This is a genomic window from Streptomyces sp. NPDC097129 (assembly GCF_055668065.1).
The window spans coordinates 511,758-525,564 of the sequence record NZ_JBVOQE010000002.1 but is presented as its reverse complement, the minus strand read 5'-3'; the positions used below and the strand labels follow the sequence as shown (position 1 = coordinate 525,564).

Genomic DNA, 13,807 nt, shown 5'->3' with positions numbered 1-13,807 from the left:
ATGGCATGTTCTGTGGGGGTGCGCCTTCCGACTCGGGTGGTGTGGCTGGTCGGGCGGGTGCGGGCGGTTCGTGGTCGGTCGGTCGCGCAGTTCCCCGCGGCCCTTCGGCTGGTCGCCTTACCGCTGGGTCAGGATGCGGGGTCCGTTCTCTGTGATGGCCACCGTGTGTTCCGCGTGGGCGGCCCGGGTGCCGTCGTTGGTGCGCAGGGTCCAGCCGTCGGGGGCCGCGTGGTAGCCGTCCGTGCCGCCGGCGATCAGCATCGGCTCGATCGCGAGGACCATGCCGTGCCGCAGGGGCAGGCCGCGGCGGGGCCGGCCCTCGTTGGGGACGCCCGGGTCCTCGTGCATACGGCGGCCGATGCCGTGTCCGCCGAAGCCGTCCGGGATGCCGTAGCCGGCCGCGCGGCACACCGTGCCGATGGCGTGGGCGATGTCGCCGATGCGGTTGCCGACGACGGCCGCGGCGATGCCGGCGTCGAGGGCGCGCTCGGCGGTCTCGATCAGCTTCAGGTCCGCCGGGCGCGGGCGGCCCACCGTGAAGCTGATCGCGGAGTCGCCGACCCAGCCGTTCAGCTCGGCGCCGAAGTCGGCGGAGAGCAGGTCGCCGTCGCGCAGGCGGTACGTCGTGGGGATGCCGTGCACGATCGCGTCGTTCACGGAGGCGCAGAGCACGGCCGGGAACGCGGTCGGGGCGAAGGAGGGCCGGTAGCCGAGGAAGGGGGAGGTCGCGCCCGCCTCGCGCAGTACGTCGTGGGCGACCTCGTTCAGTTCCAGCAGGGAGACGCCGACGCCGGCGGCCTCCCGTACGGCTGTGAGGGCGCGGGCGACGACCTGGCCCGCCTCGTACATCGCGTCGATAGACGTGTCCGTCTTCAGTTCCACCATGCCAATTACTATACCGGTATTAGAATGGGTGCCATGGTACGTACCCCCCTCACTCCGGAAGAGCATGCACGCGGCGAACGGCTCGGCGCGCTGCTGCGCGAGGCCCGCGGCGAGCGCAGCATGACGCGGGTCGCGGCGGACGCCGGGATCTCCGCGGAGACGCTGCGCAAGATCGAGACCGGGCGGGCCCCGACGCCGGCCTTCTTCACCGTGGCCGCGCTGGCCGGCGCGCTCGGGCTCTCCCTGGACGAACTGGCCGCCCGGTGTGCGCGGGCGGGTCTGGACCTCGCCGCGGCCTGAGGGGTCACCGCGCCGTGAGCGCGGGACTGAGCTCCCCGCACCCCGGGCGAAAACTCCGCGTAGCCGTGCCGTAACACGACTGGTGTTGGCTACGGGGCCGGAGTGTTCCCCTCGGGCGGGAGTCGGGCGATGGCGGCGGAGCAACTTCCGGTCGCGGTACGGGAGTTCGTGGAGTACCTCGACGCCCTGCTGGGGCGTCTCGACACGGACGACGGCTGGTGCGGCGTCTTCTGGCACCGCGACCCGGACGGCATGCGCGCCTGCCGCGAGGGCCGCGAGATGCCGCCGTGGGACGTGGTCGCGGCGCTGCTGCAGGACCTCGCCGGCCGGTACGGCCCGCACGCCGCCGCCCGGGAGACGACGCGGGCCCGCGCTCTGCACGCCGCCGCGGTCACCGCGTACGACGCCCGCCCCGGCGGCCGGGAGGCGCTCGCGGACCGCCTCGACGTGATGCTCCGCGAACAGCGCTACGCCGCGGAACGCTGCGCGGGGCTGACCCGGACGCTCGCCTCCGCCGCGACCCGCGAGGACGCCGACGCCCTGCGTCTCGCCCTCGCCTGGTCCGAGGACGACCACGACCGCGCGAGCGCCCGCTGCGCGGAACTGCGCGCGCGGACGGCCCGGCTGGAACGGGGGCTGTCCGTGTCGCGGGCGGAGGAGGCGCCGGGGAGCCGGGGCGGCGCCCGCGGACGGGGTGACGCCCAGGCCACGCTCGGCCAAGCCGCCCGCGACTCGGCCGCCGACCCGGCCGCCCCGCCCGCGCGGCTGGGCGCCGGCGGCGGCGCCGGGGCCGGGGGCTCGGCGCCCCAGCCTGCCGGCACCGGCCCCACCCCACACGGACTCGCCGAGGCCGACCGGCGAGCGGGTGGGCCGCTTGTCGAGGGTCGCCGGCTTGTCGAGGGTCACCGGCAGTCCGGTTCGCGGCACCCGGATGCCGGCTCGCAGTCCGGTGCGCCGGTTGCTGAGAAACCCTCGCAGTCCGGTGCGCCGGTTGCTGAGGTTCGTTGGGAGTCTGGTGTTTCGCTCGCCGAGGGTTGCGGGCAGCTGGATGTGCCGCACCTCGACGCCGGCTCGCAGTTCGGTGCGCCGGTTGCTGAGGTTCGTTGGGAGCCTGGTGTTCCGCTCACCGAGGGTCGCGGGCAGCCGGATGTGCCGCACCCCGACGCCCGCCCGCAGTTCGGTGCGCCGGTTGCTGAGGTTCGTTGGGAGCCTGGTGTTCCGCTCGCCGAGGGTCGCGGGCAGGCGGATGTGCCGCACCTCGACGCCCGCCTGCAGTCCGGTGCGCCGGTTGCTGAGGTTCGTTGGGAGCCTGGTGTTTCGCTCGCCGGGGGTCGCGGGCAGGCGGATGTGCCGCACCTCGACGCCGGCTCGCAGTCCGGTGCGCCGGTTGCTGAGGCTCGTTGGGAGCCTGGTGTTCCGCTCGCCGAGGGTCGCGGGCAGGCGGATGTGCCGCACCTCGACGCCCGCCCGCAGCCCCGTGCACCCGTTGCTGAGGCTCCCCGGCAGCCCGGCGTCCCGGTCGCCGTGCCCCGCCGACAGCCCGAGGTCCCGCACCCCTACGCCCGCTCGCAGTCCGGTGCGCCGGTTGCTGAGGCTCACGCACGGCCCGGTGCCGCGCTCACCCAGGCCCGCCGGCAGCCGGGTGCCCCGCTCACCCAGGCCCGCCGGCAGCCGGGTGCCCCGCTCGCCGAGCCTCGTCGGCAGCCCGGTGCCCCGCTCGCCGATGCCCGCTCCCAGCCCGCTGCCCCGCTTGCCGAGGCCGACGCTCACTCCACCGCCCCGCCCTCCCATCCCGACTCGCAGGTCGTCGCCTCCGCGCGGCCGGGCCCCGTGCCACCCCCTGCCGGGCCCGTGTCACCCCCTCCCGACCGCCTGGCACCCCCCACCAACCCCATGTCACCCCCTGCCAAGCCCCTACCACCCCCCACCGCCCCCGTCGCACCCTCCACCGCCCCCACCCCCACCCCCACCCAGGCTCCCGACAGCCGCAGCCCCGCACCCCCCGGTGCCAAGGCGCGTAAGCGCCGTCGTGGGGGTGCGCGGTTCGCCGGGGCTGTCGAGGAGGGGGAGGGTTCCGTCCTCGCGGAGCCGGTGCTCGGTACCGGTGAAGTGGGCCGTGCCCCGCGGGGGGCCCGGTTCGCCGGGGCCGGGGAGGGCGTCGACGCGGCGCCCCCGACCGAGCCGGTGGTGGACGCGGCCGACCGCCGGGCGGTCCTCCTCGCCGTGGACCGGCTGGCCCGGCTGCGCGCCGGCGGCCGTACCGGGGACGCCCACGTGCTGCTCGTCGAGCTTGCCCACTGGCCCGCCGTCCGCTTCCCCCTGCTCGCCGCCGAGCTGCACCGGGCGGGGCTCGGCGCGGACTGGACGACGCTGCTGTGGGAGGCCGCGTCGCTGCCCGCCGAGCGGCTCGTCGCCGCCGCGGACGCGCTCGTCGCCGCCGGCCGGGACGCCGACGGCGAGCACATGCTGCGGCAGGGCGTCGTACGGCCCGCCGAGGAGATCGGGGCCGCCGTCCGCGCGCTGCACACGGCGGGCCGCCACCGGGAGGTGCGCGCGCTGCTCGGCGCCCACGTCCGTGTCCGCGCCCCCGAGGAGGCCGCCCGCAGCGCCGCCCCCGACCCCCGGCTGCTCGTGCCGCTGCTGCTGGAGGCCGCCCGCGGCGTCTCCGACGAACGCCACTGGGACCTCCTGCACGCCCTGCGGGTCGCCGGACTCGCCCACTGACCCGCACCCGAGCGCCGGAAAGGTCGCCACATCAGCCCCACCAGCCCCGGGCATCACCCACAGGAGTGTCAATCGCGCCCGACTCAGCGGGTTGGCGACGATGGTCTTGGCAAGCCCGTCCGAGAGGCTTACGTTCGTCCCTCTACGGCCTGCTTCTACGGGCGTAGAGGCTCTGACGTCGCGTCGAAGGAGCAGCTCATGGCGAACGTCGTCCGTGCCGCCCTGGTCCAGGCCACCTGGACCGGCGACACCGAGTCCATGGTGGCGAAGCACGAGGAGCACGCCCGCGAGGCGGCCCGCCAGGGAGCCAAGGTGATCGGCTTCCAGGAGGTGTTCAACGCCCCGTACTTCTGCCAGGTCCAGGAGCCCGAGCACTACCGCTGGGCGGAGCCCGTGCCCGACGGCCCGACCGTGCGCCGTATGCAGGAGCTCGCCCGCGAGACCGGCATGGTGATCGTCGTGCCCGTCTTCGAGGTCGAGCAGTCCGGCTTCTACTACAACACCGCCGCGGTGATCGACGCCGACGGCAGCTATCTGGGGAAGTACAGGAAGCACCACATCCCGCAGGTGCGGGGCTTCTGGGAGAAGTACTACTTCAAGCCCGGCAACCTCGGCTGGCCCGTCTTCGACACGGCCGTCGGCAAGGTCGGCGTCTACATCTGCTACGACCGGCACTTCCCGGAGGGCTGGCGGCAACTCGGCCTCAACGGCGCCCAACTGGTCTACAACCCGTCGGCCACCCACCGCGGGCTGTCGTCCTACCTGTGGCACCTGGAGCAGCCCGCCGCAGCGGTCGCCAACGAGTACTTCGTCGCCGCGATCAACCGCGTCGGCCAGGAGCCCTACGGCGACAACGACTTCTACGGCACCAGCTACTTCGTGGACCCGCGAGGACAGTTCGTCGGCGGGGCCGCCTCCGACTCCAAGGAGGAACTCGTCGTCCGCGACCTCGACTTCGACCTGATCGACCAGGTGCGGCAGCAGTGGGCCTTCTACCGCGACCGCCGCCCCGACGCCTACGAAGGACTGGTGGAGCCGTGAGCGACCTGTACGCACGCCACCGCCGCGTGATGCCGGACTGGCTCGCGCTGTACTACGACGACCCGATCGAGATCACGCACGGCGAGGGCCGCCACGTCTGGGACTCCGACGGCCGCCGCTACCTGGACTTCTTCGGCGGCATCCTGACGACGATGACCGCCCACGCCCTGCCGGAGGTCACCAAGGCAGTCAGCGAGCAGGCCGGGCGGATCGTCCACTCCTCGACCCTCTACCTCAACCGCCCGATGGTCGAGCTGGCCGAGCGCATCGCCCAGCTCAGCGGCATCCCCGACGCCCGCGTCTTCTTCACCACCTCCGGCACCGAGGCCAACGACACCGCCCTGCTGCTCGCCACGGCCCACCGGCGCAGCAACACCGTCCTGGCGATGCGCAACAGCTACCACGGCCGCTCCTTCAGCGCCGTCGGCATCACCGGCAACCGCAGCTGGTCGCCGACCGCGCTGTCCCCGCTGCAGACGCTGTACGTGCACGGCGGGGTGCGCACCCGAGGCCCGTACGCCTCCCTCGGCGACGACGACTTCATCGCGGCCTGCGTGGACGACCTGAAGGACCTCCTCGGCCACACCCGTCCGCCCGCCGCGCTGATCGCCGAGCCGATCCAGGGCGTCGGCGGCTTCACGTCCCCGCCGGACGGCCTGTACGCCGCCTTCCGCGAGGTGCTCGCCGAGCGGGGCGTGCTGTGGATCGCCGACGAGGTGCAGACCGGCTGGGGCCGCACCGGCGACCACTTCTGGGGCTGGCAGGCCCACGCCCGCAGCGGCCCGCCCGACATCGTCACCTTCGCCAAGGGCATCGGCAACGGCATGTCCATCGGCGGTGTGATCGCCCGCGCCGAGATCATGAACTGCCTGGACGCCAACAGCATCTCCACCTTCGGCGGCACCCAGATCACCATGGCCGCGGGCCTCGCCAACCTCGGTTACCTGCTGGAGCACGACCTGCAGGGCAACGCCCGGCGCGTCGGCGGTCTGCTCCTCGAGCGGCTGCGGGCGATCGCCGCGCACGTCCCGGCCGTACGGGAGGTGCGCGGACGCGGGCTGATGATCGGCGTCGAGCTGGCGAAACCCGGCACCGACGAGGCCGACCCGCAGGCCGCCGCGGGCGTCCTGGAGGCCTGCCGCACACAGGGACTGCTCATCGGCAAGGGCGGCGGGCACAACACCTCCGCGCTGCGCATCGCCCCGCCGCTGTCCCTGACCGTCGCGGAGGCCGAGGAGGGCGCCGCGATCCTCGAGGACGCCCTGAGAAGCATCCCGTAGCAGTGCGCCGATCGGGGAAGACGCCATGACCCTCACCTGGGAACCCGTGGAACCGGCCCTGTCGGTACGGCAGATCCTCACCCTGGAGCGGGTGCTCGCCGGGGAGCCCGAGGTGGTGGCCGGCGCCGGCCGGCTGGACCGTCCCGTGCGCTGGGTGCACGTCGCCGAGGCGCCCGACGTCGGTGTGATGCTCAGCGGCGGCGAACTGGTGCTCACCACCGGAGTGCTGCTCGCCGGCGACGAGGACAAGCAGGCCGACTACATCCGCTCCCTGCACCGCGCCGAGGCCGCCGCGGTCGTCCTGGGCCTCGGGCGGGCGTTCCCGGCCGCGCCGGAGGTCATGCGCCGGGCGGCCGAACGGTGCGGGCTGCCCCTGGTCGTGCTGCACCGGCCGTTCCCCTTCGCGCAGCTCACCGAGGAGGTGCAGGCACGGCTGGTGCGGCGCGAGTTCGCCGCGGTCAGCCTGTCGGAGTCCGTGCGCACCGCGCTGACCGCGCTGATCACCTCCGGCGCCCCGCTGCAACACCTCCTCGACGAGATCGCCCGGCACAGCGGCTGCCCCGTCGTCGTCACCAACCTCGCCCACCGGGTGCTGGCCACGGCGGGGGAGCGGCCCGCGGTGGACGACGTCCTGCGCGACTGGGACCGCATCGCACGCCAGGCCGGCGCGGGCGACGCCGACGGCTGGATCCGCGCCGAACTCGGCGGCCGCGGCGAACGCTGGGGCCGCCTCGTGCTGTGCGGCCACCGGGGAGACCCGGCCGTCGGCCGCCTCCTCGCCGAGCGGGCCGCCGAGGCCCTCGTCCTGCACCGCATGCTCGCCGGACCGGCCGCCCGCACCTGGGAGGAGCAGTCCGCGCAGAGCCTGCTCACCGACCTGGTCTCCGGCGTCGTACCGGCCCGCCAACTGCTGCCGCGGGCGCGCGCCGCGGGGCTGCCGGTCAACCGGCGCACCTTCGTCCCGCTCGTCGTCCGCGACCGCGCCCCCGCACAACTCGACCGGCTGCTGCGCCTGCTGGGGCTGCCCGGCCTCGTCGCCGAACTCACCGGCGACACCACCGCCGTCCTGCTCAGCCTCGCCCGCGACCAGGACGCCGGGGCCCTCACCGCGCACTTCGCGGCCCGGCTGCGCGCCACCCACACCGCGGACGGGGCGGACGTACGGTCACCTGCCGTGGTCGCCGCCGCCGACCCGCGCGCCTGCTGGGACGACGTGCCGGCCGGACTGCGCGAGGCACGGCACGTCGCCGACGCCGTCGCCGACTCCGGGGCCGTCCTCGCTCCGCCGCCCGTGGTCCGCCTCGGCGACGTCCATCTGCGCGGCCTGATCCGGCTGCTGCGGGACGACCCGCATGTGCAGTCCTTCGCGGAGCGGGAACTGGACGGGCTGCTGCGCGCCGCCGACGACGACCTGCTCGCCGTTCTGCGCACCTACCTCGCCACCGGCCGCAACAAGTCCCGCACCGCCCAGCTCCACCACGTCTCCCGGCCCGCCCTGTACCGCCGCCTGGAGGCGATACAGACCCGCCTCGGCGTGGACCTGGACGACTTCGAGCAGGCCGCCTCGGTGCACATAGCCCTCCTCGCGCATGACGCGCAACAACCCTGACACCTCTGACGCAGAGAAACGACCTGGGAAAACGGCGGTGAAACATGGGCCAGGCGAAGGGTGACACGGTGACACGCCGCACCACCGCGGACGTGACACGGTGCACCTCACCGCGCGCCCGCGGACTTTCTACGCTCGCCGCACACCGACCGAGCGGAGGAACGTGATGAGCCGAGTGATCCGCGCCGCCCTCTTCCAGACCGCGTGGACGGGCGACAAGGAGTCCATGATCCAGGTCCACGAGCAGGCCGTGCGCGACGCCGCCGCGCAGGGGGCCCAGGTGCTGTGCTTCCAGGAGCTGTTCTACGGGCCGTACTTCTGCCAGGTCCAGGACCCCGCCTTCTACGCGTACGCCGAGCAGATCCCCGACGGCCCGATCGTGCAGCGCTTCCGGGCGCTCGCGCGGGAGGCCGGCATCGTCCTGGTCCTGCCGATGTACGAGGAGGAGCAGCCGGGCGTCCTGTACAACACCGCCGCCGTGATCGACGCCGACGGCTCCTATCTCGGCAAGTACCGCAAGACGCACATCCCGCAGGTCAAGGGGTTCTGGGAGAAGTTCTACTTCCGTCCCGGCAACGGCGGCTGGCCGGTCTTCGACACCGCCGCCGGCCGCATCGGCGTCTACATCTGCTACGACCGGCACTTCCCGGAGGGCTGGCGGGCCCTCGGCCTCGCGGGCGCCGAGATCGTCTTCAACCCGTCGGCCACCTCACGCGGCCTGTCCCGCTATCTGTGGCAGCTGGAGCAGCCGGCCGCGGCCGTGGCCAACGAGTACTTCGTCGGCGCGATCAACCGGGTCGGTGTCGAGGACCTGGGCGACAACGACTTCTACGGCACGAGCTACTTCGTCGACCCGGAGGCGCAGTTCGTGGGAGAGGTCGCGAGCGACAAGGAGAGCGAACTGGTCGTGCGCGACCTGGACCTGGCCAAGCTCCGAGAGGTGCGCGACCGCTGGCAGTTCTACCGGGACCGGGCACCGGGGGCGTACGAACCGCTGACGGCACCGTAGAACGCCGCACAGAGCAACGTCCCAAGGGGCGCGGGGAACTGCGCGACCAGCCACCGACAACCGGCACGTCCCCACCGGGAGGAGCGACCCAGACATGAGCAACCGCACAGTGATCCGCGGTGGCCTCGTCGTCACCGCGTCCGACGAGATCCACGCCGACGTCCTGATCGAGGACGGCCGCATCGCCGCCCTCGCCGCCTCCGGCACCCCGGCCGCCGGCGCGTGGACGGCCGAGCGGACGATCGACGCCACCGGGAAGTACGTCCTCCCGGGCGGCGTCGACGCCCACACCCACATGGAACTGCCCTTCGGCGGCACCTCCGCCTCCGACACCTTCGAGACCGGCACCCGGGCCGCCGCCTGGGGCGGGACGACGACGATCGTCGACTTCGCGGTGCAGAGCGTCGGGTCGACGCTGCGCGAGGGCCTGGACGCCTGGCACGCCAAGGCGGAGGGCAACTGCGCGATCGACTACGGCTTCCACATGATCGTCTCGGACGTCAACGACGAGACGCTCAAGGAGATGGACCTGCTGGTGGAGGAGGGCGTGACCTCCTTCAAGCAGTTCATGGCCTACCCGGGCGTCTTCTACAGCGACGACGGCCAGATCCTGCGCGCCATGCAGCGCTCCGCCGACAACGGCGGGCTGATCATGATGCACGCCGAGAACGGCATCGCCATCGACGTGCTCGTGCAGCAGGCCCTGGCCCGCGGTGAGACCGACCCGCGCTACCACGGCGAGGTCCGCAAGGCGCTGCTGGAGGCCGAGGCCACGCATCGCGCGATCCGGCTCGCGCAGGTGGCCGGGGCGCCCCTGTACGTCGTGCACGTCTCGGCGACGGAAGCGGTGGCCGAGCTGGCCCGGGCCCGCGACGAGGGGCTGCCGGTCTTCGGGGAGACCTGTCCGCAGTACCTCTTCCTGTCCACCGACAACCTCGCCGAGCCCGGCTTCGAGGGCTCCAAGTACGTGTGCTCCACGCCGCTGCGGCCCAGGGAGCACCAGGCGCAGCTGTGGAAGGGCCTGCGCACCAACGACCTCCAGGTCGTCTCCACCGACCACTGCCCGTTCTGCTTCAAGGGCCAGAAGGAACTCGGCCTCGGCGACTTCTCCAAGATCCCCAACGGGCTGCCGGGCGTGGAGAACCGTATGGACCTGCTGCACCAGGCCGTCGTCGACGGGCACATCTCGCGGCGCCGCTGGATCGAGATCGCCTGCGCCGCCCCGGCCCGGATGTTCGGCCTGTACCCGAAGAAGGGCACCATCGCCCCGGGCGCCGACGCCGACGTCGTGATCTACGACCCGCACGCCGAGCAGGTGATCTCCGCCGAGACGCACCACATGAACGTCGACTACTCGGCGTACGAGGGCACCCGGGTCACCGGACGCGTCGAGACCGTCCTGTCGCGCGGCGAACTCGTCATCGACCAGCGGGAGTACACCGGGCACGCCGGTCACGGCGTCTACCTTCCCCGCTCCACCTGTCAGTACCTGAACTAGTCGAACGAGGAGTGGCGCCCCATGGACTTCGGACTCGTCCTGCAGACAGACCCGCCCGCCTCCCGGGTCATCGACCTGATGAAACGGGCGGAACACAACGGCTTCCGCCACGGCTGGACCTTCGATTCCGCCGTGCTGTGGCAGGAACCCTTCGTGATCTACAGTCAGATCCTGGCCCGGACCGAGCGGTTGATCGTCGGCCCGATGGTGACGAACCCGGGGACCCGCACCTGGGAGGTCACCGCCTCCACCTTCGCCACCCTCAACGACATGTTCGGCAACCGCACGGTGTGCGGCATCGGCCGCGGCGACTCCGCCATGCGCGTCGCCGGCCGCAAACCCAACACGCTCGCCCGGATCAGCGAGGCGATGAAGGTCATCCGGGACCTCGGCAGCGGCCGGGAGGCCGACCTCGGCGGCGGCACGGTCGTGCGGTTCCCCTGGATCAAGCCGGGCGCCGAACTGCCCGTGTGGATGGCCGCCTACGGGCCCAAGGCGCTGAAGATGGCCGGCGAGGAGGCCGACGGCTTCATCCTCCAGCTCGCCGACCTGTATCTGACGGAGTACATGGTCAAGGCCGTCCGCGACGCCGCCACAGCCGCCGGACGCGACCCGTCCGAGGTGACGGTCTGCGTCGCCGCCCCCGCCTACGTCACCGCCGACGACTCGCCCGAGTCCCTCGCCCACGCCCGCGAGCAGTGCCGCTGGTTCGGCGGCATGGTCGGCAACCACGTCGCCGACCTGGTCGGCAAGTACGGCGAGCACTCGGCGGCCGTCCCCGACGAACTCACCGACTACATCAAGGCCCGCCAGGGCTACGACTACGCCCACCACGGACGCAGCGGCAACCCCGACACCGCCTTCGTACCGGACGAGATCGTCGACAGGTTCTGCCTGATCGGCCCCGTCGAGCGGCACATCGAGAAGCTGAAGGCGCTGCGCGCGCTGGGCGTCGACCAGTTCGCCGTCTACGACATGCACGACGCGCAGGAAGCCGTCATCGACGCCTACGGGCAGCACGTCATTCCCGCCCTGACCTCCTGACCCCCCTCCGGTTCACGCCCTTGGTCGCCCCTTCCCGCCACCCGGGGGAGGGGCCGGTGCCCGCACACACCCCGACCCACCTCACCTCATGGGGCTGCCATGACCGAGACCGCTCCCACCGCGATATCCCCGAACAGCCAAGTCACCCTGCCCGACGGCCGCGTGGAGTTCGCGCCGGACACCGAGCGACCCAGCGGCCGTTACGCCAACGACGATCTGCTGCCGGTCCCGGCGGCGCGGCGCACCTGGACGACGTACAACTTCTGCGCGCTGTGGGTCGGCATGGCTCACAACACCGCCTCCTGGACGCTGGCCTCCGGGCTGATCGCCGTCGGGATGGACTGGAAGCAGGCGGTGTTCACCATCGCCCTGGCCAATGTGATCGTGCTCGTGCCCATGCTGCTCACCGGGCACGCCGGACCGAAGTACGGCATCCCGTTCCCGGTGTTCGCGCGGGCCTCGTTCGGCCTGCGCGGCGCCAACCTGCCCGCTGTGGTGCGGGCGTTGGTGGCCTGCGGCTGGTTCGGCATCCAGACCTGGATCGGCGGTGAGGCGATCTTCTTCCTGGCCGGGAAGCTGATCGGCTCCGGCTGGTCGCAGGCGTCCACCGTCGGCGGCTACGCCTGGACCATGTGGCTGTCGTTCGCGCTGTTCTGGGTGGTCCAGGTCGCGATCATCCACCGCGGCATGGAGACGATCCGCCGCTTCGAGAACTGGGCGGCGCCCTTCGTGCTGGTCGGCGCGTTCGTGATGCTGTGGTGGATGAGCGACAAGGCCGGCGGCCTCGGCCCGCTCTTCGACCAGCCGTCCCGGCTCGGCTGGGGCGCCGGCTTCTGGAAGCTCTTCGCGCCCTCGCTCATGGGCATGATCGGCTTCTGGTCCACGCTGTCGCTCAACATCCCCGACTTCACCCGCTACGGCCGCAGCCAGAAGGCGCAGACCTGGGGCCAGGCGCTCGGCCTGCCCACCACGATGACCCTGTTCGCGTTCCTGTCGGTGCTGGTCACCTCCGGCTCCCAGGCCGTGTACGGCAAGCCCGTCTGGGACCCGGTGCAGCTCGCCGCGAAGACGGACAGCACGGTCGGCCTGCTGTACGCCCTCGTCACGGTCCTGGTGGCGACCCTGTCCGTGAACATCGCCGCGAACCTCGTCTCCCCGGCGTTCGACTTCTCCAACGTCGCGCCGCGCAGGGTGAGTTTCCGCACCGGCGCGCTCATCACCTGTGTGCTCGCCGTGCTGATCTGCCCGTGGAAGCTGTACGCCGACCCGCAGGGCTACATCTTCACCTGGCTCGGACTGGTCGGCGGGCTGCTCGGCACGGTCGCCGGGATCCTCGTCGCCGACTACTGGATCCTGCGCCGCGCCCGGCTCGACCTCACCGACCTGTACCGGGCAGGCGGACGCTACTGGTACGCGGGCGGCTGGAACTGGCGGGCCGTGGCCGCCTTCGTGGCCGGTGGGGTGCTGGCCGTGGGCGGCGCCGACTTCCATCCGCTGATCGACGGCCGCCCCGTCCCGGCGCTGGCCGGTCTTGCCGACTACGGCTGGGCCGTGGGCCTCGCCACCTCCCTGGTGCTGTACCTGGCGCTGATGCTGCCGCGTCGGCGTCGCATGCACGCCGAGCCGTAACTGGGCGCAGGGGCGTCGCGGGTACGCCGGGGCGTGCGCGGGGGCGGTCAGCCGGTCTGGCTGCCCTTCAGCGCCGCCATCGCCTCCTTGGCCGCCTTGATCGCGCCCTTGTTGATCTCGTCGGTGCTCGGCGCCTTCTTCGTCTCGAAGTCGCTGCCGTTGTAGGTGACCACCACCAGCGCGTTGTCCGCGCGGGCGATCACCTCGCCCTCCCGGGTCTGCTGCTTGTCCTCGGTGGTCAGGTTCACGACCGAGTAGGCCTCGTCCCCGAGTCCGGGCACGGGCCCCCCGCCGCTCTTCTCCGTCGTGCGCTCCTGGTACGACTTCTGCGCCTGCTCGCCCGAGCCCATGACCTCGAACGACACGTCGAGCCAGCGGTAGTCGTAGCCCTTGAGGGCGTTCCAGGAGCAGGTGCGGCGCAGCTTGGCGTCCGTCGACGGGATCTCCTTGCCGCCCGCCTTGGCGCCGGGCACCAGCGTGGAGACGGTTTTGGCGCCGATGCTGCCGCAGGGCTCGGGGGCGGTGGCGTACGTCTTCGACTCCGTCGTCGTCGACGGGGCGGTGGCCGACTGGGTGGCCGTCTTGTTCTGCGCGGGTTCGTGCCCGGCGGCGGGGGCCGGGGCGAGCGGGCCGGACGACAGCGCCCAGCCGGCCGTGGCGAGCACGGCCACCGGGGACAGGCGCGCGGTCAGGGCGAGCGGCAGAGGAAGCAAACGCACGGCGCACTTCTCATGGGGGGAGGCTGCGAGGGGTGTCCGCGGTACGGACGGGACGACAGTGTCACACGA

General features: G+C 72.7%; 11 protein-coding genes. 9 read left to right on the top strand and 2 right to left on the bottom strand.

Features of this window, described 5'->3' with window-relative positions; genetic code table 11:
• Window positions 1-117: 117 nt before the first annotated feature.
• Window positions 118-885: a type I methionyl aminopeptidase gene (map, locus tag AC0B9F_RS08265; RefSeq protein ID WP_471999872.1), complete on the bottom strand. Its 768-nt coding sequence runs from the start codon at window positions 883-885 to the stop codon at window positions 118-120.
• 33 nt (window positions 886-918) lie between these two features.
• Here map and AC0B9F_RS08260 point away from each other — a divergent pair, with 33 nt between their 5' ends.
• From AC0B9F_RS08260 to AC0B9F_RS08220, 9 genes are all read left to right on the top strand, one after another.
• Entirely contained in the window at window positions 919-1,185 is a 267-nt protein-coding gene (locus AC0B9F_RS08260; protein ID WP_471999869.1) for a helix-turn-helix domain-containing protein, read from the top strand.
• A gap of 129 nt (window positions 1,186-1,314) precedes the next feature.
• Window positions 1,315-3,909, top strand: coding sequence for a hypothetical protein (locus tag AC0B9F_RS08255; protein ID WP_471999867.1), 2,595 nt, complete (start codon window positions 1,315-1,317; stop codon window positions 3,907-3,909).
• Between the two features lie 198 nt (window positions 3,910-4,107).
• On the top strand, window positions 4,108-4,950 hold the full coding sequence (locus tag AC0B9F_RS08250) for a nitrilase-related carbon-nitrogen hydrolase (protein ID WP_471999864.1): 843 nt from the start codon (window positions 4,108-4,110) through the stop codon (window positions 4,948-4,950).
• 29 nt (window positions 4,951-4,979) lie between these two features.
• Window positions 4,980-6,230: an aspartate aminotransferase family protein gene (locus tag AC0B9F_RS08245; protein ID WP_472000881.1), complete on the top strand. Its 1,251-nt coding sequence runs from the start codon at window positions 4,980-4,982 to the stop codon at window positions 6,228-6,230.
• Between the two features lie 25 nt (window positions 6,231-6,255).
• Window positions 6,256-7,839, top strand: a complete 1,584-nt coding sequence (locus AC0B9F_RS08240; RefSeq protein ID WP_471999862.1) for a PucR family transcriptional regulator — start codon at window positions 6,256-6,258, stop codon at window positions 7,837-7,839.
• Window positions 7,840-8,005: 166 nt separating this feature from the next.
• The gene (locus AC0B9F_RS08235; RefSeq protein ID WP_471999860.1) at window positions 8,006-8,848 is read left to right on the top strand and encodes a nitrilase-related carbon-nitrogen hydrolase; all 843 of its coding nucleotides are present in this window, start codon (window positions 8,006-8,008) and stop codon (window positions 8,846-8,848) included.
• A 94-nt stretch (window positions 8,849-8,942) separates the two neighbouring features.
• A complete protein-coding gene (gene hydA, locus AC0B9F_RS08230; protein ID WP_471999857.1) occupies window positions 8,943-10,346 on the top strand; it encodes a dihydropyrimidinase in 1,404 nt (467 codons plus the stop codon).
• A gap of 21 nt (window positions 10,347-10,367) precedes the next feature.
• A complete protein-coding gene (locus AC0B9F_RS08225; protein ID WP_471999855.1) occupies window positions 10,368-11,390 on the top strand; it encodes a TIGR03842 family LLM class F420-dependent oxidoreductase in 1,023 nt (340 codons plus the stop codon).
• 99 nt (window positions 11,391-11,489) lie between these two features.
• Window positions 11,490-13,019 (top strand): NCS1 family nucleobase:cation symporter-1, encoded by a 1,530-nt coding sequence (locus AC0B9F_RS08220; protein WP_471999853.1) that lies wholly within the window; start codon window positions 11,490-11,492, stop codon window positions 13,017-13,019.
• A gap of 47 nt (window positions 13,020-13,066) precedes the next feature.
• Here AC0B9F_RS08220 and AC0B9F_RS08215 read toward each other — a convergent pair whose 3' ends face one another.
• Window positions 13,067-13,738 (bottom strand): hypothetical protein, encoded by a 672-nt coding sequence (locus tag AC0B9F_RS08215; protein ID WP_471999851.1) that lies wholly within the window; start codon window positions 13,736-13,738, stop codon window positions 13,067-13,069.
• Window positions 13,739-13,807 lie beyond the last annotated feature (69 nt).